Annotated in this window: 23 protein-coding genes and 1 tRNA gene; 3 read left to right on the top strand and 21 right to left on the bottom strand. The window is 53.3% G+C overall.

The window, feature by feature from the left end:
* The first annotated feature begins 46 nt into the window (after positions 1-46).
* Complete coding sequence (locus tag IMQ33_RS09690) at positions 47-1,141, top strand: succinylglutamate desuccinylase/aspartoacylase family protein (protein WP_083196284.1); 1,095 nt, start codon at positions 47-49, stop codon at positions 1,139-1,141.
* Between the two features lie 183 nt (positions 1,142-1,324).
* Here IMQ33_RS09690 and IMQ33_RS09685 read toward each other — a convergent pair whose 3' ends face one another.
* From IMQ33_RS09685 to IMQ33_RS09590, 20 genes are all read right to left on the bottom strand, one after another.
* Positions 1,325-2,554, bottom strand: a complete 1,230-nt coding sequence (locus IMQ33_RS09685) for a beta-ketoacyl-ACP synthase (RefSeq protein ID WP_098930421.1) — start codon at positions 2,552-2,554, stop codon at positions 1,325-1,327.
* The gene (locus tag IMQ33_RS09680; RefSeq protein WP_065683142.1) at positions 2,551-3,282 is read right to left on the bottom strand and encodes a 3-ketoacyl-ACP reductase FabG2; all 732 of its coding nucleotides are present in this window, start codon (positions 3,280-3,282) and stop codon (positions 2,551-2,553) included. Before IMQ33_RS09680 ends, IMQ33_RS09685 begins: the two co-directional genes overlap by 4 nt.
* Positions 3,279-3,755, bottom strand: coding sequence for a 3-hydroxy-fatty acyl-ACP dehydratase (locus tag IMQ33_RS09675; protein WP_065683143.1), 477 nt, complete (start codon positions 3,753-3,755; stop codon positions 3,279-3,281). The genes IMQ33_RS09680 and IMQ33_RS09675 overlap by 4 nt, the downstream gene beginning before the upstream one ends.
* On the bottom strand, positions 3,752-4,921 hold the full coding sequence (locus IMQ33_RS09670; RefSeq protein WP_065683144.1) for a beta-ketoacyl-[acyl-carrier-protein] synthase family protein: 1,170 nt from the start codon (positions 4,919-4,921) through the stop codon (positions 3,752-3,754). The genes IMQ33_RS09675 and IMQ33_RS09670 overlap by 4 nt, the downstream gene beginning before the upstream one ends.
* A gap of 1 nt (position 4,922) precedes the next feature.
* Complete coding sequence (locus IMQ33_RS09665) at positions 4,923-5,510, bottom strand: DUF3261 domain-containing protein (protein WP_065683145.1); 588 nt, start codon at positions 5,508-5,510, stop codon at positions 4,923-4,925.
* On the bottom strand, positions 5,507-7,828 hold the full coding sequence (locus IMQ33_RS09660; protein WP_065683146.1) for an MMPL family transporter: 2,322 nt from the start codon (positions 7,826-7,828) through the stop codon (positions 5,507-5,509). Before IMQ33_RS09660 ends, IMQ33_RS09665 begins: the two co-directional genes overlap by 4 nt.
* Positions 7,797-8,402, bottom strand: a complete 606-nt coding sequence (locus IMQ33_RS09655; protein WP_196062668.1) for an outer membrane lipoprotein carrier protein LolA — start codon at positions 8,400-8,402, stop codon at positions 7,797-7,799. The genes IMQ33_RS09660 and IMQ33_RS09655 overlap by 32 nt, the downstream gene beginning before the upstream one ends.
* Entirely contained in the window at positions 8,399-8,821 is a 423-nt protein-coding gene (locus IMQ33_RS09650) for a thioesterase family protein (RefSeq protein ID WP_059201243.1), read from the bottom strand. Before IMQ33_RS09650 ends, IMQ33_RS09655 begins: the two co-directional genes overlap by 4 nt.
* Positions 8,815-10,536 (bottom strand): glycosyltransferase, encoded by a 1,722-nt coding sequence (locus IMQ33_RS09645; protein WP_065683148.1) that lies wholly within the window; start codon positions 10,534-10,536, stop codon positions 8,815-8,817. Before IMQ33_RS09645 ends, IMQ33_RS09650 begins: the two co-directional genes overlap by 7 nt.
* Positions 10,527-10,877 (bottom strand): hydroxymyristoyl-ACP dehydratase, encoded by a 351-nt coding sequence (locus IMQ33_RS09640; protein ID WP_059201241.1) that lies wholly within the window; start codon positions 10,875-10,877, stop codon positions 10,527-10,529. The genes IMQ33_RS09645 and IMQ33_RS09640 overlap by 10 nt, the downstream gene beginning before the upstream one ends.
* Complete coding sequence (locus IMQ33_RS09635; protein WP_196062667.1) at positions 10,864-12,225, bottom strand: AMP-binding protein; 1,362 nt, start codon at positions 12,223-12,225, stop codon at positions 10,864-10,866. The genes IMQ33_RS09640 and IMQ33_RS09635 overlap by 14 nt, the downstream gene beginning before the upstream one ends.
* A complete protein-coding gene (locus IMQ33_RS09630; RefSeq protein WP_065683151.1) occupies positions 12,222-12,803 on the bottom strand; it encodes a hypothetical protein in 582 nt (193 codons plus the stop codon). The genes IMQ33_RS09635 and IMQ33_RS09630 overlap by 4 nt, the downstream gene beginning before the upstream one ends.
* A 6-nt stretch (positions 12,804-12,809) precedes the next feature.
* A complete protein-coding gene (locus IMQ33_RS09625; RefSeq protein WP_059201238.1) occupies positions 12,810-13,061 on the bottom strand; it encodes an acyl carrier protein in 252 nt (83 codons plus the stop codon).
* Positions 13,062-13,073: 12 nt separating this feature from the next.
* Entirely contained in the window at positions 13,074-13,331 is a 258-nt protein-coding gene (locus IMQ33_RS09620; protein ID WP_059201237.1) for a phosphopantetheine-binding protein, read from the bottom strand.
* Complete coding sequence (locus IMQ33_RS09615; RefSeq protein ID WP_065683152.1) at positions 13,312-14,127, bottom strand: 1-acyl-sn-glycerol-3-phosphate acyltransferase; 816 nt, start codon at positions 14,125-14,127, stop codon at positions 13,312-13,314. The genes IMQ33_RS09620 and IMQ33_RS09615 overlap by 20 nt, the downstream gene beginning before the upstream one ends.
* Entirely contained in the window at positions 14,124-14,846 is a 723-nt protein-coding gene (locus tag IMQ33_RS09610) for a beta-ketoacyl synthase chain length factor (RefSeq protein WP_161712377.1), read from the bottom strand. The genes IMQ33_RS09615 and IMQ33_RS09610 overlap by 4 nt, the downstream gene beginning before the upstream one ends.
* Positions 14,847-14,915: 69 nt before the next feature.
* Positions 14,916-15,974, bottom strand: coding sequence for a methyltransferase (locus tag IMQ33_RS09605; protein WP_196062666.1), 1,059 nt, complete (start codon positions 15,972-15,974; stop codon positions 14,916-14,918).
* Positions 15,975-16,053: 79 nt separating this feature from the next.
* Positions 16,054-16,443 (bottom strand): hypothetical protein, encoded by a 390-nt coding sequence (locus IMQ33_RS09600; protein WP_065683155.1) that lies wholly within the window; start codon positions 16,441-16,443, stop codon positions 16,054-16,056.
* 411 nt (positions 16,444-16,854) lie between these two features.
* Entirely contained in the window at positions 16,855-18,138 is a 1,284-nt protein-coding gene (locus IMQ33_RS09595) for an MFS transporter (RefSeq protein WP_196062665.1), read from the bottom strand.
* A complete protein-coding gene (locus tag IMQ33_RS09590; protein ID WP_196062664.1) occupies positions 18,135-19,550 on the bottom strand; it encodes a M20 family metallopeptidase in 1,416 nt (471 codons plus the stop codon). The genes IMQ33_RS09595 and IMQ33_RS09590 overlap by 4 nt, the downstream gene beginning before the upstream one ends.
* A 164-nt stretch (positions 19,551-19,714) precedes the next feature.
* On the opposite strand from IMQ33_RS09590, the gene IMQ33_RS09585 reads away from it, so the two are divergent.
* Positions 19,715-20,638 (top strand): LysR family transcriptional regulator, encoded by a 924-nt coding sequence (locus tag IMQ33_RS09585; RefSeq protein ID WP_098930443.1) that lies wholly within the window; start codon positions 19,715-19,717, stop codon positions 20,636-20,638.
* A 109-nt stretch (positions 20,639-20,747) separates the two neighbouring features.
* A tRNA-Thr gene (locus tag IMQ33_RS09580) sits at positions 20,748-20,823 on the top strand.
* A gap of 87 nt (positions 20,824-20,910) precedes the next feature.
* On the opposite strand, the gene IMQ33_RS09575 is transcribed toward IMQ33_RS09580, so the two are convergent.
* A complete protein-coding gene (locus IMQ33_RS09575; protein ID WP_021178442.1) occupies positions 20,911-21,153 on the bottom strand; it encodes a DinI family protein in 243 nt (80 codons plus the stop codon).
* Positions 21,154-21,205 lie beyond the last annotated feature (52 nt).

Genomic DNA, 21,205 nt, shown 5'->3' with positions numbered 1-21,205 from the left:
ATCCAGATTTTTTATGTGTTACTTACTGATACTAAAGGGAATAATTATGCATAAGGTTACGATGTTGGCGGTGTTGCTTACGGGGATGCTTAATGCTCAGGCGGCAACGGTTTATACCGGAGATAAAATTGAGGGTAATCCGGTTATCAGCAAGTTGGATGTAGACGATCTGGAGGCAGGAAAGGTTTATCGCTTCATGTTCCAGGGAACCAGCAATGGGATCGGTCAACATTGGTATGTTCCCGTTATGGTGGCCAAAGGCGCACAGCCTGGTCCTAAGCTGGGCCTGCAAGCGGCGGTCCATGGTGATGAACTAAATGGCACCCGGGTGATACAGCAGGTGTTTGAAAAGCTGGATCCCGCAGAGTTGAAAGGCAGTGTGATCGGTGCCGTGGGCGCGAATCCTTCTGGCATGTTGGCCAATAACCGAAACTGGCAGTTGGCCAATGACGGGGGGGATATGGTCGATTTCAACCGGGTTTGGCCGGGCAAAGAAAAAGGTAACGCTGCCGAACAACAGGCTTGGCTGTTATGGAATAATTTGTGGGCGGGCAATGCCACCCTGTTCGTTGATATGCACACACAGAGCCGGGGTACCGAATATCCCTTGTTCATCTATGCGGATTACCGTAACCCGCAGGTGAAGCAGATGGCTGAATTGTTCCCGGCGGACCAGATTAAAGCCGATCCTGGTGAGAAAGGCTCTGTCGAAACCACTTTCGTTGAAAACAAGATCCCTGCCATTACACTAGAAATTGGCAAGCCCAAGCTTTATCAACCTGAACTTATCGCGCGTAGCTTGACAGGGGTGCGTAACCTGATGGTTCAACAAGGCATGACAGCCGGAACATTAGGGGCAACGGCTAAAGAGCAAAAAACCTTTATCGGTAATGAAATGAGCTCGATTCGAGCTGAGGTTGGTGGATTTACCGAGATTCTGGTTAACGTCGGCGATTCGGTGGTCAAAGGGCAGAAAGTGGCCGTTCAGCGTAATGCTTTTGGCGACACCATTCGGGAATATACCGCGACCCATGATGGTCGAGTGTTAGCTATCGGCAATGATCCATTGCGCGAACCGAGGGCTTTGCTGGTTCGTATCCTGTTCAACAATCCTGAGCCTCAGTGTGCCAATGGTTGCTAATTGACGTGAGGCATCTGTAAATGTCGGGATCACGGGGTGGTCTGCTGCAACAATCTGCTTGAAGCCCAGTGGATCTATCCCGTTGGTGAGTTGATCACACATGGCATGAGCTTGCTTGCTCAGGCGAGTGCCAATCGGCTGGCAACGCCTGCCGATTGGCGGTTTCCTGGTGATTAGAGATGGTTATGCCCAGCGTTTGATAACAATCGAGGTGTTGATACCACCAAAGGCAAAGTTATTGGTTTGCAGAAACTCGCAGTCGATATGACGGGCTTCTCCCATGATGTAATCAAGTGCGCCGCATTGTTCATCAGGGGTATGCAGATTTAGCGTTGGTGCGAACCAGCCTTCACGCATCATCTGCAGGCTCAGCCAGGCTTCCAGTGCTCCACAAGCCCCCAAGGTGTGGCCGAAGTAACTTTTCAACGACGAGATCGGCACGCTGTCACCGTAGATCGCGGCGGTTGCCTGACTTTCGGCAATATCACCCCGATCGGTGGCGGTACCGTGGGCAGAAATATAGCCGATATCACTTGCTTGCAGACCGGCCATCCTCAACGACTGCTCCATGCAGATCTGCATGGTTTCACGTTGCGGCTGTGTGATGTGTGCCGCATCACAATTGGTGGCAAAGCTGACGATTTCGCCGTAGATGGTTGCGCCGCGTGCTTGCGCATGCTCCAGCTCTTCGAGGATCAGCGTACAAGCACCTTCACCAATCACCAAACCATCGCGGTTCTGATCAAATGGGGAAGGGGTGGCATGCGGTTCATCATTACGTTGGCTGGTGGCAAATAACGTGTCGAATACGGCGGCCTCGGAAGGACACAGTTCTTCTGCCCCACCGGCAACCATCAGGGTCTGATAACCGTGGCGAATAGCCTCCCAGGCATAGCCAATGGCCTGGCTGCCTGAGGTACAGGCGCTGGACGTCGGGATCACACGTCCGCGCAGGCCGAAGAATAACCCGGTATTGACCGCGGTAGTATGAGGCATCATCTGCACATAAGTGGTGCCCGTGATGTTATTGGTGTGCTTCTCGGTCAGCATGGTGGCGAATTCGCTCACCGGGCCAGTACTGCCGGTGGATGAGCCATAAGCGATACCGGTCTGGCCGTTGGTTAGCACCGGGTTACCAAGAAGCCCGGCCTGCTCCAGAGCCAATTCCGTTGCGCGGGTCGACATAAGCGACACCCGCCCCATTGAGCGTATGCGTTTACGGGTATAGTGTTCCGGCAGCACGAAGTCATCGATTGGGGCGCCCAGCAGAGTGTGCAGGCCGTCATAGACTTGCCATTCAGGCATGTGGCGTACGGCGTTTTTATAGGCCAACAATTTAGCGGATACTGCCTGCCAGTTTTCACCGAAGGCGGTAATACCGCCCATACCTGTAATAACTACCCGACGAATCATTGCATCCCTCCGTTGATAGAAATGACCTGACGAGTCACGTAACCGGCTATATCTGACATCAAATAGCTGGCAAGCCCGGCGACTTCCTCCGCCAGGCCCATCCGTTTCATCGGGATCATCGACATGGCTTCCTTTAACGCTGCCTCTTCCATTTTTATCATGCCGGTATCGATCAGCCCCGGGGCAATGCAGTTGACGGTGATCTTGCGTTTTGCCAGTTCGATCGCCAACGCTTTGGTTGCGCCAATAATGCCTGCTTTAGCCGCACTGTAGTTCACCTGGCCCCGATTCCCCATGATGCCAGAAACGGAAGAGAGCGTAAGGATGCGGCCACCTTGACGTTGGGCAATCATTGGCATGATGCAGGGCTGGATCACGTTGTAGAAACTGTCCAGATTGGTGTGGATCACCTCATCCCAATCATCATCGCTCAATGCAGGGAAGGCGGCGTCGCGAGCGATCCCGGCATTGCTGACGATGCCGTACCATGCCCCATTCTCTGCCAGATCTTGCTCGAGGACCTCCCGGCACTGCTGACGATTGCTAATGTCGAAACAGAGTAGGCGGCCTTGTCCTCCGGCAGCGGTAATTGCGGCCAGCGTTTGTTGTGCGCCAGATTCATCCTGGTGATAGTGTATCCCAACGATGAAACCGTCAGCGGCTAACTGGCTGGCAATAGCGCGTCCGATACCTTTGCTGGCTCCGGTGATGAGAATTGAACGACTCATGCAGTAGATCCCTGATTAAAAAGCATTGTTGATTCTTCTGGTGTGGGTTGGAAGGTATTGACGCGACCGGTGGCCAGCGTGTCACCTTGCGCGCCAATAACACAGTCAAAACTCCCGAAACGGTCATCATGTATCAGCAGCTTGATTTGGATGTCTAGCATTGTATCTGCTGGTAGGTAACCCGCGGCACAGACCAATTCCCTGGCTCCAAGCACCATACCGAGGGCGATCCGCTGTTCTCCTCGCTGATGACGATGCCACCCGGACCAAACGCCGATGGTTTGTGCCATCAATTCCAGTGCGTACCAACCAGGCAGCTCGCCTTGCGCATTGAGGAACGGCGCCAGCACGCTGTCGCTCCTGACCTCAACCCGGCAATGTGCGCTGTCTTCCGTCACGCTGATAACCTCTGCCAACAGCAGCATTGGGGCGTCGTGGGGCAGATATTCCGCCGGTGATAAGTAATGGCTCATGCCATCCTCCCCAGCAGGATGCTGGCGTTATTACCGCCAAAAGCGAAAGAGTTAGACAGAATGACCGGGCGCATCAGCGGTTCAGCCGCATGCAGTAAACCACAGGGCGGTAATGTCGGATCCGCCGGAGAACGGCTGAAGTCTTGCGCTGGCAGTGGCAAGTCATAGAGCAGAATAAGCGCGCTAAGAGCCGCCTCGGTGATGCCCGCAGCCCCCAGGGTATGCCCGGTTAAATGTTTGGTGGAGCTGCAGGGCACGCTTTCACCGAACAGATCGTGAACCACTTTGGATTCGATCTGATCGTTGAGCAAGGTGGCAGTTCCATGCAGGTTGATATAACCCACCTCTTCGGGGTTAAGCCCCGCGTCTTGCAATGCCTGTTCGATGGCTCGCAAGGCACCGGCACCCTGCGGATGGGGTGCCGAAATATGGTATGCATCGCTTGACTCACCTACCCCCAGCAGCGCGATGGGGTTCGGCTCGCGGGTAAGTACCATCAGGGCCGCTCCTTCACCAATTGTGATCCCACAGCGATCGCGGCCAAACGGCTGGCAAAGCGTAGTGGAAAGAGACTCCAGGCTATTAAAACCGTTGATAGGCATGCGGCTTAAGGTATCTGCGCCGCCAACAATCGCGATATCTGCCAGGCCAGCTTCAATAAGACGGCGCCCGCTGATGATCGCGCGGGCACTGGAAGAACACGCGGTGGAAAGAGTAAACGCAGGGCCATTCAGGCCCAACCAAGCGGCGAGGAAGCGTGACGGATCGCCCAGCTCTTGTTGTGGATATTGCCAGCTCGGGCTCTCTTCATGGTTGGCAACATGGCTAACATGTCGATCGCCTTCATCCAGCCCAGAGGTGCTAGTACCTAACACTACGGCGATACGGTCGGCGCCAAAGCGAAGCAGCGCGTCATCTACCACGGGCTGAATTTGCGCCAGAACGGCCAATAATAATTGGTTATTGCGGCTGCGATGTGCGGCAAGACTGTCTGGAATAGCGGGTAATTCTCCGTCGACGCCGCCTAATACCGCGTCCTGTTGGTTCTGTAACCAATGCTCACGCTTGCGCATGCCGGGCGCTATTCCTTGGGTCAGGTTGGCTGCAATCTCTTCTGTCGAGTGGCCCAAAGCGTTAATCATGCCGATAGCAGAAATGTAAATCATATCAGTCATCCAGATATTGAATGGTGATGTGGTATTTAAACGCGTGTTGCTCAATGCTGATAGGTTCACGACGATCTTTACGTTGCAGGTACGTGATCTCCGTTATCAGTTTGCCGCGCGCGTTGCGTAATTCTCGTTTATCGCCCTTATCGATTAACGTCCAGCCCTGTGGCAACCGATCTTGCCAGGCGGTAATCGGCCAGTGGCCGAGCATCACATCGGCCAAGACCTGACTGGCTGGCGGCAGTTGTGGCACCACGATCGACTGCTCGGTATGAATGCCGTTATCGTCATAGGTAACGAGAAATAAGCGGATACCTAACGAAGACAGCCCGGCCAAGGTGAGTGCATTGCTATCTGCATTTAGAATGACCAACAACGACTGGGTTTTGCCGTTAAAGCTGCCAGTCAATAATTGCTGGGACTGGATATGCTCAGTGATACCAGGAGCCGGTAGCGTGACGCGTACGCCGGGTTCAAGCCAGGCTTGCGGGCGGGAGCCATTCTCATTATGCGATGAGTGGCTACAGCCGGTAATCAATAGCACGGCCAACAGGGGAACCGCGCGCCAGAAGTCGCAATTTGTCATTTTTTTCTCTGCTTACGGTCAGGCATGGCGAGTGGGGATAGCAAGAAAGCGGTAAAGATCCCGCTGACCAGGACAATTCCAAAACTGCTGATAGCTTGAGTGCTGCTAAAGACCAGCATGCCCAGGGTTAACAACGTTGTCATCATTGCCAGCGCGATCGCCAACAACGATGTCAGTGGTGTGCCGCGTGGATTGCTGAAGAACAGCGTATAGTTAATGCCGATCCCCAGCACCAGTACCAGCGCCAGTAGCGAAAACAGGTTCACGGCATGTCCGCTAAAGGATAGGGTGGCCAGTCCGATGCTCAGCGACAGCAGCGAAGGCACCAGGCTGATTAATCCCTTACGCCAACCGAGGCGGAACACCGCACTGCAAGCGATCACCGCCAGTGCTACCAGCAGCAGGCCGGTAAGTATGGTGCGATAGAGGGCGAATAATTCGTTGAACGTATTCTTGCGATCTACCCACACTACGCCCGGTTGTTTTTCCGCCAGTGAGCTCAGAGCCGTGCTGTCGTTAACGCCTTCTACCGGTACCAGCACACCGCTTTTGCCATTGGGCAATGTCAACCACATCAAGCGCCAACCTTCGCTGGCTGGACTGTTGAGCCAATCCTCCAACGTTGCAGGTGCGGTTTGCAGATCGGGCGTGACGTCCGTTAACCCTGTATTTTGCAATGCGCGGATGACTGTAGGAGCGGCGCTCTGCAACAGGGCGAGATCCTGTTTCTGGCGTGCGAGAGAATTTAACGGGATCGTTCGAAAAGCGCTGATAACCCCCGTCTGACGTGCCTGTTCCAGTGCCGGTGTGAAGCCTTCAAGCCGTTCCAGGGTTTGCTGAGGAGTGTTGCCGTAGACCACAAACCATTTTTGATCGACGCTTTGCCCGGTGAGCTGCGTAATGGCTTTTTCCTGCGCCAGGATATCCTTCGGCAGCGCTTGCAACTGGGCAATATCATCATCGACGCGTAATGTCGCTATCCCCGCAAGAGAAACCAAAGCCAATACGACAGGTAGCCCCAGCGACAGTTTGCGGTTATGCCTCCAGGCTGCAAGCCAGCGCAGCAGGGAGATCGCGGCAGGAATAGGGCGAACTGGTAAATTGCGACATAACCACGGATGCCAAAAGATCACCGTAAGGCATGAGGCGCTCAGGCCCACAGCGGCAAACACCGCCATTTGTCGTATCCCAGGGAAGGGAGCGAGCATCATGATCAGATAGGCCGCGACGGTAGTCAGCAATGCCAATAACAGGGCATTACGCACTTTGAGCAGACTCTGCCATGGCGATATCTCGTTACCGTGCACCATGCGTTCGGTGAGGTAGTAAAGCGTATAGTCGGCAGAGATCCCAATGATGCTCATGCTCATCACTAGCGTCATCAGGTGAAGCTCACCGAAGAGCAACAACGTAGCTGCTGTTCCTGCCAGTGCACCGATGCCAACGGAAATCAGGCACAGCAGCAGCGGGCGCAGCGAGCGGAAAACTACCACGATCAACAGTATTACGCCCAGTATGGTGGCGACCCCCAGCGTAGATATGTCCTGTTTTGCCTGTTGGCTGGCATAATCACTGTAAAACAGCGTCCCACGTGAGAGGAGCTTGGCCTGGGGGTAGCGTGATGTGAGTTGATCCTCCAGCGCAGCGAGCGAAGTGACGACTCGGTGGGTTTGTTGCATATCAAATGACGATCCCGTCAATTCGCCATGCAGAAAATACCAGTAGTTCCCCAGTTCATCTTGAGTAACCAACCAGCCGTCCATCAACCGCAAACGCTGGCTGTTCTGGGCCAGAGCCAGCTGTGAGCCTCGCATCAGCATTAGCGGATCGTTGCGTAACTCTTTGCCGCTGACGCCAGAGAATGCCGAATAGAGCTGAGAAAGGACCCACTGTGCCTGGGCTTCGCCACCGTTTTGCAGGCGCTCACGCGTTGCGTTGTCGATCAGCCCATTACGATGCTGCCAGAAAAAATCGCCCCAGGCTTGTTGGTCTGCAGCACCCATCGGGCCTTTCACCGTTTCTGCTATCCCGGACTTTTGCAACTGGGTGAGCCAGTATTGCGCTACCTGCGGGTCTGCCTGTTTTCCGGGGCTGACCAGCCAGACCAACTGCTTGTCCAGGCGCTGCATAAAACCGTCGTTCAGCGCGGGAGGAATGGCACCCAATGCCTGCTTGGGCAACATCGCCAATACGCTGCTATTGATCCGGGCCTGTGGCAATAGGGCAAGCAGCACGCCAGCTAATATCAGGCATGCGGCTCCCCATAACAGCGCGAGGCGCTTGGCATTAGTAGGCGGCAAAACGTTGTCGCTCTTCATCGGTCAAAACTGCGGGTAGCAGCCGGTGTTGAGAGAAGGTGATTTCAGTCACATCGCCCTGTTTATCGTTTAAATGGATGGTTTCCAGATAGGTTTGTCCACTCAGCACTATAGTGGCAAAAATTCGGTCCAGAGGGGTGGTCAGTGGGGTTAAGGATAGCGTCCAGCGACCCTCACCTTGCTCCTGGAAATCAATGCGGAAATTTTTCTCCAGCACCTGACGATCGGCCTGGAATAGCGCGCGCAGCAGATGATTGAACTGAAACATCTGCGGGTTGTTTTGTGCGGTAATAACCTGCGGTTGCTGGTTATTGATGATTTGCACCATCCGTGAGTCGTTGAGCATCAATGTCATGGCAAAGGGGGTTTGCTGTTGCCACAGCAAACCCTGATCGCGGGCGATCACCATTTCGCCTTGAGAACGCAGTGGCTGTGGCAGATTTTTGATGGTTCGAGCCTGAGCAAAATGGGCTCGCACTACTGGTTGTTCGGTAAAACGCTGCTGTAATTCATCCAGCGTGATGGCATTGACCCATGGACTGATCAGCAGGAATAGCAGAGGCCAGGCTTTCATGGCTGCACCCCCAGACGTTCGAACAGTATGTCCGGGCAGACAAAGCACATCTCACGGCTTTTTTCCTCTACTGCTACCTGGATGGTGTAACCGGTTGTGGTGCGTTTGCCGCTGTCGGCGTCAAAAATCTGGTAGGCAATGCGCAGGCGATTTTCGTATTCCTCCAGCGTGGCACGGACGCGAATACGTTGTTCAAAGGTCAGCGTATCGCGGTATTTCACGCGGGTATCCACCACTGGCCAAACATATCCTGACTCTTTCATCTGCCGATAGCCGTAGTTGAATTGGTTCAGCAGGGCTTCACGGGCAATTTCAAAGTAACGGAAATAATTGCCGTGCCACACGACTCCCATCATATCAATATCATGAAAGGGAACGGTCAGTTCTATCTCGCTGGTGAAACAGGGATCGTTTAGCACCCTTTGCTCCTGTCTGTGGTATTGGCCTGTTGGTCAGGCAGTTGCCAAAAATTGAAAAAATTGAACCAATCGAGCGGTGCCTGCAACGCGTAGTGTTCAAGACGCTCAGCATACTGATCAACCGCCTGTTGCAAGGCGACTTGACGATCGGCCCGCGGTAACAGCAGAGGGTCGGCAAACGGCTCGCAGTGCAAATGTAGTTTTCCCTGCTGGCGCAGGGCATAGATCAGCAACACAGGGCAACGCAATATCGAAGCCAGAATAAACGGCCCTTGAGGGAATGGGGCAGGATGGCCCATAAAGCGGCTCCAGATAACCCGGCAACTATCTCCTCGCTGCGGTTTGACCGCGATGCGATCGCCAACGATCGCCACCCATTCGCCACGATCCAGTTTGTCTTTGAGCAATATGGCGGTATCTGGGCCGATATCGGTCACTGGCAACAGGTTGAGCCCTGCCTGGGGCGCTATCTCTGCCATAATCTGTTTGAAACGCTGGGCGTTGTCGTTGAACACCAGCGCATTGATGGTTTTGCTCACTTGCAGTTGTGCCAACGCCCGGCAAGCTTCGATATCTCCCAAATGGGAGGCCAGCAGCAATTTGCCTTGCGGGGAGCCAATATCCAGCGTGGCTTCGGCATTGGGGGCGAAGACAACATCCTGCCCTAGCCGCATTTCCCCACGCCAACTGGCGATTTTATCCAGCATGGCATCTGCAAAACGTAAAAAATGGTGGTAGCTGTTTAGATGCGCAGGAATGGGGAGCGAACGCGAAGTCAACTCGTTGCGTACCCGCTTCAGCCAGGCTTGTGAAGCCTGACGGGCCTGATGTGCGCCAAGCCAGTAAACCGCCACCACCGGATAGAGCAGTGGAGCAATGGCCTTTCTACCCAGTAAGCGCCAGATAGCAAGCATGATGCGCATTCCCCACAACCCCTTGATTTCTTTCTGACGTGCCCAGTGTGGGTTGGATCGACGAAAAAGCAGGGTAGGGATGCGCGGTAACATGCCGAAGAAAAGGCGGGTATGCATCAGTGAAATACGCACGTTATCCTTCAAGGCATCAAAGTGCGACAACCCATCCTGGGGGTAGGTGACGCGCGTCGGCACAAAGTAACTGGTGTTCCCCTGCCAGTAGAGGCGAACCATTACTTCCGTATCGAAGTCCATGCGTTTGCCTAGCGCCGTTTTATGCGCCAACTCCAAGGTGGGGGTAATTGGGTAAACCCGGAAGCCGCACATGCTGTCTTTGAGCTGGAGAGAGAGCGTCTCAATCCACACCCAGAAGTGAGTTACCCAGCGGCCGTAGCGCCGCGACGCTGGTATGGATTCGTCGTAAACCGGTTGTCCGGAAATTAAATCCTGGGGATGGAGCTGTGCCAGGGCAATCAGCTTGGGAATATCTTCAATGGCGTGCTGGCCGTCCGCATCGACCTGTATCGCATGGCTAAATCCTCTGCGTTGAGCCTCTTCCAATCCGCGAATCACCGCCGTGCCTTTTCCTGAATTGTGTGCAAGGCGTACTAAGGTGACATCCGCGTGAATGGTGGCCAGGCGCTCAAGTTCCTGCTGGGTGGCCTGGTCGCTGCCATCGTCCACAACCAGACAGGCCAAGCCGAAGGGTTGCAGGCGCGCTAGCACGCTTGCCATCATGGCTCCGTGGTTATAACAGGGGATCACCACACAAGGGTTAAACGTGGCACTATTCAGCGACATAATCGGATCTTCCCGCTGCTGGCTGTGCTACGAGCCTCACCATCATGGCGTTGATAGCGGAAAACCATGATTTGCCGTTCTTCCTGCCAGTCAAGCGTCAGCGTGACGATGTTATCCGGCAATAAGGGCTGTTGGAATTTGACACTTTGAATACTGTGAAAGCGAAAATCGGGTACCAGCAGTGAGGTGGCATAGTGCATCACCCAGTCTAGTTGTGTCACGCCGGGTAGCAGAGGCTGCACTGCGAAGTGGCCTTTAAACCAGAATGAAGCCGCATCCAGCCGTAACACGATCTCGGCCTGCTGTTGCGTCTGATGGCGAGCCATCTCATGGGGTCTCATGAAACAATTCCTGTAATTGCGCATAGACGCGCTTGTTCATGCTGTTGACGGGAATCTCGTCAACGATACGCCAGTAACGAGGGATAGTGACAGGTTCCAGCCACGGGCGCAGCGCACGACGCCATGATATTTCCAGTGCTTTGCCGCCCATTTTTTGCCACTGTTGCCGAGCGTGGTCTTCAAGCACCAACAATGCGCCAATGCCTTGGCGCCCTCCGCGTGTTACCGGTAGCGCTGCGGCTTCGCGAATGCCTTCGAGTTCCAGTAGCCGTTGCTCGATCTCGCAAAGTGAAATGCGTTTCTCTTCAATTTTCACCACCCGATCGCGGCGGCCTGTTATCTGGAAGCGTCCGCTATCGTCAAATTGCAAAATATCGTCGAGGAGCAGGCCGTGCCTATCGCTGATAAGCGGAGAGATAGCGCGGATCTCGTCGGCGTCAACCATGATACGTACGCCTGGGAAGGGCTGCCAGGTTACATCAGGCTGCTGATGGTGACGCCAGGCGAGGATCCCGGTCTCGGTACTACCGTAGATTTCATCTGGCCAGACCCCTAACCAACTGGCGGTCTGAGCTACGTTTTCCCAAGGCAATACTCCCCCTGCGGAGATGACCATATTCACTGGCGGTGGCGCGAGCTGGTGGTCCAGGCGTTTCAGAAAAGCCGGGCTGCTGATAAAGGCATATTGGTGGTGATTAGCCAGAGTTGCCAACTGCTCGGTGTAATGAAGCATTGCTGCATGCAGCGGTAATCCTAGCGCCATGGGTAAAAAGATACGGAAGGTGAGGCCGTAAAGGTGCAACGGAGGCACCGAGGCCACAATATGGCAGCCGGTGAGCCTGTCGGCAAAACGTTCAGCCAGTAAGGAGGCTTCGCGATCGAGGCTGGCAATGGGCTTTATGATGCGGCGTGGTCGCCCTGTCGAGCCGGAGGTAAATAGTTCGATATGGCTGGCCGGATCGAGAGTGGGTAGCGGCGGCGGGTTCTCGCTACTTTGATAGGCAGATTGGACCTGGATCAGCGAACCGCTCCAGGTCAGTGCCTGGTCGGTGAGTACGCCGTTAAACAGCGCCCGTTGTTCTTCCAGCAGCGAAACACGACTATGTCCGGGCACCACGGGCGTTTTGCCCGCATGCAATGTTGCCAATAGTCCGACGATAAACAGATAGCTGTTTTCAAAACACAGCGCCCAGCGGTCGCCTTCATGTTGTTGCAGAATGCTCACCTGTGCCGCTACGTCATGGCGTAACTGCCCCAGCGTCCAGATATGCTCATCAAGCCAGGCAATCGGGGTTTCATTGGCACGCGAAGCACTCAGCCACTGAGCCAGAGGGAGTGTCTGATTCATGCCGCGTCTCGCAATATCCGCCTGCGACGCACCAGCCATTCGCCAGCCATCAGTGCACCCATCAACAGATAGGCAATCATGCCGTTCCACAACGTCCATAACCGAATATCACCGAGCAGAACGGTAAAAAGTGCCATCGAACCGTTCAGAATGAAAAACGCACACCATATCTGGGTGACCTTGCGGGTGTAACGCACGCCTGACGGGGGGAGCTCCGGATCCTGCAAACGGGCAAGGCGCTCCACCATTGGCATTGAACTCCACAGTGAACTACCAAATACGCCGAGCATGACCAGATTGACTACCACTGGGTAAAATAGCAGCAGCTGATGCGTTTTTAGCACATAGCTCATTAGGCATAATGTGAGACCCACGAGTGCCACGGCTTGCAGTACATAACGCATCGGGCCGCGCTGACTTTTGACCTGATAGAGGCGAAAGGCCAGCAACAAGGCGATGATCGGCAGCAGCCAGTGAAGGCTGTTGCGTGTCAGGCCAAACCAGACAAGAAATGGCCAAGCCAGTAGCGCCAGTAGAGCCACCAGTTGTATCCCTTTCAGGGACCGAGCGCCGCGCATAAACGGTTATGCTTCTTGCAATAGCTGTTCTACCGCATCGACGACATCTTGCACGGTACGCACCTGCTTAAAGGTTTCCGGCTTGATTTTCTTCCCGGTCTTCTTCTGCAGGTGCACGATCATGTCGACGGCATCGATACTGTCTAACTCAAGCTCTTCATACAAGCGGGCCTCAGGTTTGATGTCCTGTGGATCGATATCGAACAGTTTGGTCAGCAGCGCGGACACTTCCTGATAAATGGTTTGTTGTTCTGTCATAGCGGGCTTTTCTCAGGCACGTTGAGCTTGGATAAAGGATGCCAGTGTTGCCACTGAATAGAAATGTTGACGCATCTCTTCATTTTCGGCGGAAAGCGCGACACCATACTGGTTTTTAACCATCAGCCCTAACTCTAAAGCATCGATGGAGTCCAGCCCCAGTCCTTCACCAAACAGCGCCGCATTGGTGTCGATATCGTCCGCAGACAGTTCATCCAAATTCAGTGTATTTATTATGAGATTTTTAATTTCAAGGTGGAGCGCTTGCATCATTAATTCCTGACAAAGGTATAAGGCCTGGTGATAACTGATGCAAAAGATGCCGGTTTAGCTGCCTTGCGGCTAATGCTGGCTGTTGCGATTCTGCATCAAAAAAATGTTCTATCTGTACCCGCTCACGCACTTCTACCTGGAACAGGGGTTTCCTGGGCGGAACGTCATACCATCTGCTCTGTTTATCAAGCAGATGCTCGCTACAATGGATCACTGCTATGCGCACGTCACGGCGGCATCGTACGGCAATATTGGCGGCACCGCGCTGCAGTGTCATATTTTCACCAGGGCGTGTGCGTGTTCCCTCTGGAAAAATAAGTATGGTGTCGCCCTGTGCCAGGCGTTGCTGACAGGCTGGAAGCAGCGTGTCCGCCTGGCTATTGACCAGATAATCCGCAGCCCGGATCACTCCGCTCACAAAGGGGTTATGTAGCAGAGCGCTTTTTACCAGGCAGTCTGTCTCGGGCATCACGGATGCCAAAAGCACGTAATCAATCAGTGTCGGATGGTTAGCGACCACCAAACAACCGCGCTCCTGGCGTAATATATCAATCCCCTTGATGCGATAATCCAACACACCCAACGTTTTTGCTATCGATAAGAACAGCCGGAAACTGGCGGCAATGCTGCGCCGGGCTACCCGGCGGCGCTTGGCAATATCGCGCTGGAGTACCAGCAGCAGATTAAACCAGACAAGCGATAGCAGCAGGCCACCGACGCCAAACAGCACAAAGCAAAAGCCGGTCATCATCAGACGCCAAGCCCAGTTTAAACGTGCGAATAGGCCGCTCATGTACGGCTCCAGTACCACTTCAGTCTTTCACCCGCGATGGTGAACGTTGGCTCTTCGGCCAGGTAGTGTTGTAAAAACTGTAAACTTTGCGGTAGCAGGGGCTCTTCCCCTGTACCTTCTGGCTTGCTCTCACACCGTAACGTATTCCCGCGTTCAAACACCAGCGCCACCGCATAGGCCCAGGTCGGCATCTGCTCTGGCAGGTAGGTGTGGTAAAACTCGGGCAGCAAGCCATCAAAATCGACCATTAATACTCTCTGGTAACCCGCTTGGAGTAAACACACGACCTCACATAACGCTTGCTGAAAGGTATCTAGGCCAGCAGAAAGTGAAGATGATACCAGAGGATTTTGTGCCGTGATGGTCAAGTGACCCACGGCTGAGTTATGTACCGACATGGTGAAATCAGTTGGGGAAACCGCTTGCTGGGTGGCTATGGCCTGCAAAATTCGGTAATTACGCTCCAACTCACCGTGACGACTGGTATAAAGGACCGCATCCACCGGTTGACGACGTAGCATGGCTAAACCGCATTCCACGGCCAGCCTGCTGCCTGAACTCAGGCGGCGTGCTGTCATCATGGGAAGTTCGGTCAGCTTCGATTGCGGCGCTGAGGGTATGATCCCATAGGGCTCCTGCGACCATTGACGCCACTGCGATGCGTCGCTTAGTCCGGGGGCCATAGCCTGCCAATCAACGATGTTCAATGCAAAATTCATCAACGTGCTTCCGCGGTTACTCGGTTTGGACTGTGTCATCTCCAAGATAGCATGAGCGCTGCCCTATCATTATTGCTTTCGGCATACTAACAAGGTATGTCCAATACCGAGGTTATCGAGACGTTTTTCTACTCGGAAACCTGCCGTTTCGAGGAAACTGTAAAACTTACCGGCGCTGTAAAAGCGACTGTTGCCGTTAGCCATGCAGGTAAAATAGAGTGAGGAGGCGTTGAGGCTGAACGAAGCCGCTTCAAATTTTTGTGCATCCCAGAACAACTCCATAATGCATAGCTGAGCGTCAGGCTTCATCACCCGCTTGATTTTTTTCAGAATAGTAATAATTTGTTCCGGTGAAAAACAGTCAAGAAATTGGCTCATCCACCAGATATCTGCGCCACTGGGCAATGGTGCATCGCTTAGCATATCTACCGCATGGAAATCTATGCGATGAGATAACCCGGCTTTTTCGACATTCTCACGCGCCAGGCTAATTTGCTGCGGCAGATCCAGTAAGGTAATGCTGACGTTATCATCGTACTGGCAACAACGTAGCGCCCATTTTCCAGTATTGCCGCCCACATCATAAAGCGTTGTTGGTTTATTGTTAAATATATGGGGTAGTGCGGCATTAAATGCGGCATCTGAATAGTAGTGATCAAAAGCAAACCAGCTTTCACGTGCAGCCTTGGGCAATTGCGATAAGGCAGGGTAGATGGTCGGCCATTCACCAAACACTTTTAAACCAGCGGGTTTCTCTTCCTTAAGCGCATGTTCTAAAGAAAACAGCCCCTGATAACAAACATCTTGAGTGAAATCCATATTCACACGGGTCATGGCATCGTGGAGTAGGAAGTGCCCCACTTTGGCAATGAAGTAATAGCCGTTTTGATGAGTCACAATACGGCCACTTAACCCCATATCCAACAGCACACTAACGGCATATTCATTAACGCTGCTATTGGCAGCGATGTCCTCAAGGAGGGCGCCGTGTTTTCCTTGTTCATCCAGATAAGCTAATACACCCGTATTGCGCAGACAAAGGGCGGTTTGAAACAGCATTGGAGCAAAGGAAATCCGTTGCGCCTCAGTGATAGCATCAAGTGCACTGAGAGTGTCCTGTTGATACATTTGTTGTACAGCCTCTTTAACCGGATACAAAATAGTGACGCCAGCTTGTATCCGGCGATAATCTAATCAATATTGGAAATTACAGCGCGGCACCAGCCGACAAATTTAACTGGATATCTTTATCTAGGTTGTGTATCCAGCGGTTGTAGCTTTTATGAATTTTCCCACCCGAGGCTAGCAGGTTGAGGCTACTGGCGTAGTCGATGGAATAATTCGTTGCGGAATAGGTGATGCGGATTTCAGCAACATGATCGCGAGCCTGGAGGCGGCCATTAATGACACCAGGGCCAGCCTGTGTCATAACCCATTCGCGTTGTACACCTGCTTTCAGGATTGCAGTTCTGACTTGCGCTTCGGTATGACCAGTGCTGACCGTGCTGTTGATTTGTTGTATTGGGGCAGTACGCACACAACCGGTCAGAGTGGCTATGACGGCAAGAGCAGCACACCATTTAACGATGTTTTTCATAAAACAATTTCCTTTTGTTAGCGGGTTACAACCTAGGGGAAACTGAGCGGTTTAATTTTTTAATTAACGCCCACTGTTTTTAGCCGTGAAATTTATCAACGCATAATACTGATATCAATTAAATTGCACAAGATGGATTGGGGGAAATTACTTAGGAAAAGTCTAATTTTAAGCCTGCTTTTCCTAGAGGATTAAACCAAAATTTTCAGCATTAATGCCTATAGATAGTGGTTCGTTTGGCATGTTTTTTTGTTAGGAAAAAACCAGGGTGACATAGGAATGTGCTTATTTTTTGAGGCGCATCTCCCTTTATCCGATAATGGAACACCAACTGTGCTAGTGGGCAGCCAGACCACTCCCTCATTGCTGGCGCTAAATGAGAGGCCATCATTTGATGGCCTCATAGAGAGTTTAAAGTGGAGCCGAACGCAAATGCTTTCTGCTACCTAACAGTGCCCAGCCGCTCAGCAGTGCCATCATCATCAGATAATAGCTTGGTGCCAGGCTGGTCCCGGTTGCGGTGATCAGCAGGGTGCAGATCAGCGGCGCAAAGCCACCAAATACCGTCACCGCCACGTTGTAGCTGATCGCCATCCCGCTGGCCCGTGTTGCCATCGGGAACAAATCGGCCATCACCGAAGGCACCGTCGAGAAGTAGATGGACTTCAGCAAGGCCAGCCAGCCAACCATCAACATCAGCATCATTGGCGAAGTATGGTTCACCACCAGCAGGAATGCCGGGTAAATAGTCAGCAGCAGCAGGATCAGCGACCCCCACATTAACGGCAGGCGGCCGACTTTTTCCGCCCATAATCCCATTATCGGGGTGACTACCGTTAAAATCACGCCGGCTAACAGGGTCGCACTAAAGGCGGCGGAACCGGACAGATTCAGGTTTTTGGTGGCATAGGTGGGTACATAATTCAGCATGTAGTTGATGGCGGTGGAAATCACCATCAGTCCAATGGCCAACAACAGCAGATTTTTTTGATTACCGACCAGCATCTTTAACGGTGCTTTGGGTTTCTGCTGCTGTACGAAGCTGGCTGGCTCATGTACATGGCGGCGGATATAGAGCCCCACCGGGCCGATCAGCAACCCAAAAGCAAAGGGAATACGCCAGCCCCAGTCCTGGATTTGGCTTTCTGTCAGCCAGTGGGTCATACCTAACCCGAAGGCGGAAGCCATCAGCGTACTGGCGCCTTGCGTGGCAAACTGCCAACTGGCGATAAACGCCTTGCGCTCCGGGAAGTGTTCGACCAGAAAGGCGGTTGAACTGCCAAACTCCCCACCGGCGGAAAAACCCTGAATCAATCGGGCAATCAGGATCATCAGCGGAGCCGCCAGCCCAATGGTGGCATAAGAAGGCATAAAGGTGATGATCGCACCGCCAAGCAGCATCAGGCTGATGGACATCAAAAGTGCCTTCTTGCGGCCAACCCGATCGGCGTAGGCTCCGAGCACCACAGCACCCAGTGGGCGGATCAGGAATGAGACACCAAAGCTGCCGAAAGTCAGCAACAATGAAACGGCCGGATCCTCCGTAGGGAAAAAGGCGTGGGCGATATAGCTGGCGAAAAAGCCATAAACCGCGATATCGAACCATTCCAACGCGTTGCCGATGCAGGTGGCAAACAGCGTTTTATACAAATTGGGCTTGGCCGCTACGCTATCCTGTTGGGCTATCGCGCTCATGAGGACTCTCCTGCCAGGCGTTGTGCCAGGATCGTGCTGCCATTTTCGCCCAACTCCCAGAACAGGCGAGTCATGATCTGCAATCCTTCACGAGCGATGGATTTCAACATATGCTCATTAACCCCGTGTTGACCACAGGCCGGATAGGAGTGGGGGATCCACAGCGTGGGCAGTCCCAACGTATCGGCAAATACATCATTAGGCAGCGAGCCGCCCAGATTGGGGAGCAATGCGGGTTTTTTGCCGCTGGTTTGTTGCAGGATCTCGAGTACCCAAGGAACGAGTGGGTCTTGTGGATTGAGCCTGGTGGCTGGTGAACCCTGCAGCCATTCCACCTCTACATTGCCAAAACCGTGTAATTGCAGATGTTGCTGGACATGGTTGACCAGATTTTGCCAGTCGGTTCCGACCACGAAGCGCAGTTGGCATACCGCCGTAGCGCTGCCGGGAATGGCGTTCATTGGCCGAGCCGGGTTGCCCGTTTGATAGGCCAGCACTTCAAGCGTGTTCCAACCATACAGGCGTTCGCTTGGGGTCATGCCAGCTTCACCCCAGTTCTCGTCGATCGCCGGATCGCCAGCTTGGCTGCCAACGCTGAGATCGCGCAAAATGGCGCGTAGGTTGTCATCCAGAGGGGCGGGTTTCAGCGCTGCAACCTGTAACTGGCCGTGTTGATTAACCAGAGAGGCGATGGCATTAGCCAGTTGTGTTCCGGGATTGCTGAGTAATCCACCCCAGTTGCCAGAGTGATAGGCGTTATCCCTGGCGTGGATGCTGAGGTGGAAATTGATGCAGCCGCGTGAGCCAAGGAACAACGTGGGCTGTGTGGCGTTCAGCCGTGGGCCATCGGAGGCGATAAACAGATCGGCTTGCAGCAATTCACGTTGCTGCTGGCAAATGGTTGCAAGCCCTGGGGAACTGATTTCTTCACCCATTTCGAAAATCAGCTTGCAGTTGAACCCTAGTTTACCCCCACGTGCATGGAAAACCTGCTCCAGCGCCGCCAGGTTAATACTGTGTTGCCCTTTGTTATCTGCGCTGCCACGGCCGTACCAACGGTCGCCTTCTTCACTCAATTCCCAAGGCGAAAGGCCTGCGCGCCAGTTTTCGTCGTCGCCGAAAACCACATCGCCGTGGCCATAGCTCAGCAGGGTGGGTAATGAAGGATCTTCAATGCGTACGGCGATCAGAAACGGGCGGTTGACCGCTTCCGGGTTATCGAACAGTTGCAACTCAAAACCCAGTGCCCGTAACGGCGGCATGATTTCCTGTTCGAGATAGAGCAAAATGCCGGCATCGTCGTCATGCCGCTGGCTTTCGGTGGCCAGCGCGATGCGCCGCGCCAATATGCGGCGGAATTCACCACTGTCAAAATACGCTGTCGCCAAAGCGACGGCCTGTTCACCCGTCATGATTATTTCCCCGTTGTGTTTGCGTTGTGTTGTTTTACTTGTTGTGTTTGTTATCTAAGCTAAAATCGGGGTTTGCCACAATTATCCATTTAACAAACAAGCTTTGCTTTAAAGGCAACGGTCGTTTGCTCGTTGGCAAGCTTTGCACCATGGAGAGGGACGGCATGTTGAGTAGCGAGGTTCGCTTTTTTCTGGTAGTCGCCAACTGTGGTTCACTCAGTGCGGCCAGTGAACAGCTGTTTGTGGCGGTATCGGCGATCAGCAGGCAGATCCAGCGCCTGGAAGTACAGGTTGGCACGCCATTGTTCGAACGCCACGCGCGGGGGATGGTGCTGACCGAGGCCGGGCAGATTTTTGAAAACCATATTCGTAAAAGCCTGTTGAATATTGAGCAGGCGGTGGCAGAAATCAAAGGGTTGAAAGCCGAACGGCGTACTGCGCTACGCGTGGCCTGTAGTAATGGAGTGGCCTTTATGCTGATGCCACAACTGATGGCGCGTTTTCGTGCAGAATACCCGGCTGTCAGCTTCGTGCTGACGGTGGCAGACACTAAAACGTTGGCGCGGCTGGTACGCAATGGCGAGTGTGACATGGTGCTGCAGTTTAGTTTGCACCCAGAGCGGGGCGTTGAGGTAGCGGCTTCGTGGCCTGCCCCGGTCTTGTTGTTGATGAGAAAGGATCATCCTTTAGCGGACAGACAGGTGGTTCTGGCGGATCTCTGCCAGTATCCGGTGTGTCTGCCAGAGCCGGGCTCCACCGTACGTCAGCTGTTTGATATCTCTTGCCAGATGAATGGCACCTTCATTGAACCAGTGCTAACTTGTGATAACTTCTCAACGCTGTACTATTTTTTACAAGGCTCCCCGCTGGCGGTGACCATCTGTAGCCAGTTTACCGCGATGCCGTTGTTGCAGCCGCAAGGATTGATCCTGAAATCTTTTGCAGTCGAGCAGCAAAGCCCGCGGACCTTGCAGCTGCAATTACCACTGGGGAGGCAGCGGAGCACGGCTTTGGAGCTGTTTGTGGACTATATTAATCAGACATTAAGTCGCGAAGAACGGGCCATCGGTGAGAAATTCGGCATATAAGCCGTTTTTTAATCGACAAGATAAATAATCTGTTGATTACGCTTGATTGTTCCAGTCTGGCTGTATTATATTGCGCTCCACGGAAACAGTACCCCTTCCGACAGATTTCGCCGGCTTAGCTCAGTAGGTAGAGCAACTGACTTGTAATCAGTAGGTCACCAGTTCGATTCCGGTAGCCGGCACCATATAAGAAACCCCAGCAGAAATGCTGGGGTTTTTTGTATTTGGGCATCCATACTCCGGCGCAGTCAATGACCGCGCCCTATGACCTTTTAAATGTCGGTGGCCAGCCATTGGTCAGACTCTTCGAACATCTCTTCCAGCATACGGTTTAACTTCTCGCGGTCACTTTTGCTGGCGTCCGAGTTAAGGCCGTTGGCCTGCATGGGTTTTACCTTCACCTCTGCATCCGGGAAGATGCGATGTACCCGTTTCGTCAGCTCGGCCTTGATGATTTCATCGGCACCGGGGATCCCTGCGACATTACGCTTATCAAACACCAATTCAACGAACATAGCCCAACCCTAACGTTACTGTTTATGTATACAGTTATTCTGACCGAAGGGG

It is taken from the genome of Serratia sp. Res13-Sevr-LER1-36-b, from assembly GCF_015673035.1.
Lineage (GTDB): Bacteria > Pseudomonadota > Gammaproteobacteria > Enterobacterales > Enterobacteriaceae > Chania > Chania fonticola_C.
This window is presented reverse-complemented; position numbering and strand designations above follow the sequence as displayed.

Bases quoted from the DNA above. Each gene is read 5' to 3' on its own strand.
- IMQ33_RS09690 (WP_083196284.1), top strand. From the start codon at position 47: ATGCATAAGGTTACGATGTTGGCGGTGTTGCTTACGGGGATGCTTAAT.
- IMQ33_RS09685 (WP_098930421.1), bottom strand. From the start codon at position 2,554: ATGATTCGTCGGGTAGTTATTACAGGTATGGGCGGTATTACCGCCTTC.
- IMQ33_RS09680 (WP_065683142.1), bottom strand. From the start codon at position 3,282: ATGAGTCGTTCAATTCTCATCACCGGAGCCAGCAAAGGTATCGGACGC.
- IMQ33_RS09675 (WP_065683143.1), bottom strand. From the start codon at position 3,755: ATGAGCCATTACTTATCACCGGCGGAATATCTGCCCCACGACGCCCCA.
- IMQ33_RS09670 (WP_065683144.1), bottom strand. From the start codon at position 4,921: ATGATTTACATTTCTGCTATCGGCATGATTAACGCTTTGGGCCACTCG.
- IMQ33_RS09665 (WP_065683145.1), bottom strand. From the start codon at position 5,510: ATGACAAATTGCGACTTCTGGCGCGCGGTTCCCCTGTTGGCCGTGCTA.
- IMQ33_RS09660 (WP_065683146.1), bottom strand. From the start codon at position 7,828: ATGAAGAGCGACAACGTTTTGCCGCCTACTAATGCCAAGCGCCTCGCG.
- IMQ33_RS09655 (WP_196062668.1), bottom strand. From the start codon at position 8,402: ATGAAAGCCTGGCCTCTGCTATTCCTGCTGATCAGTCCATGGGTCAAT.
- IMQ33_RS09645 (WP_065683148.1), bottom strand. From the start codon at position 10,536: ATGTCGCTGAATAGTGCCACGTTTAACCCTTGTGTGGTGATCCCCTGT.
- IMQ33_RS09640 (WP_059201241.1), bottom strand. From the start codon at position 10,877: ATGAGACCCCATGAGATGGCTCGCCATCAGACGCAACAGCAGGCCGAG.
- IMQ33_RS09635 (WP_196062667.1), bottom strand. From the start codon at position 12,225: ATGAATCAGACACTCCCTCTGGCTCAGTGGCTGAGTGCTTCGCGTGCC.
- IMQ33_RS09630 (WP_065683151.1), bottom strand. From the start codon at position 12,803: ATGCGCGGCGCTCGGTCCCTGAAAGGGATACAACTGGTGGCTCTACTG.
- IMQ33_RS09625 (WP_059201238.1), bottom strand. From the start codon at position 13,061: ATGACAGAACAACAAACCATTTATCAGGAAGTGTCCGCGCTGCTGACC.
- IMQ33_RS09620 (WP_059201237.1), bottom strand. From the start codon at position 13,331: ATGCAAGCGCTCCACCTTGAAATTAAAAATCTCATAATAAATACACTG.
- IMQ33_RS09615 (WP_065683152.1), bottom strand. From the start codon at position 14,127: ATGAGCGGCCTATTCGCACGTTTAAACTGGGCTTGGCGTCTGATGATG.
- IMQ33_RS09610 (WP_161712377.1), bottom strand. From the start codon at position 14,846: ATGAATTTTGCATTGAACATCGTTGATTGGCAGGCTATGGCCCCCGGA.
- IMQ33_RS09605 (WP_196062666.1), bottom strand. From the start codon at position 15,974: ATGTATCAACAGGACACTCTCAGTGCACTTGATGCTATCACTGAGGCG.
- IMQ33_RS09600 (WP_065683155.1), bottom strand. From the start codon at position 16,443: ATGAAAAACATCGTTAAATGGTGTGCTGCTCTTGCCGTCATAGCCACT.
- IMQ33_RS09595 (WP_196062665.1), bottom strand. From the start codon at position 18,138: ATGAGCGCGATAGCCCAACAGGATAGCGTAGCGGCCAAGCCCAATTTG.
- IMQ33_RS09590 (WP_196062664.1), bottom strand. From the start codon at position 19,550: ATGACGGGTGAACAGGCCGTCGCTTTGGCGACAGCGTATTTTGACAGT.
- IMQ33_RS09585 (WP_098930443.1), top strand. From the start codon at position 19,715: ATGTTGAGTAGCGAGGTTCGCTTTTTTCTGGTAGTCGCCAACTGTGGT.
- IMQ33_RS09575 (WP_021178442.1), bottom strand. From the start codon at position 21,153: ATGTTCGTTGAATTGGTGTTTGATAAGCGTAATGTCGCAGGGATCCCC.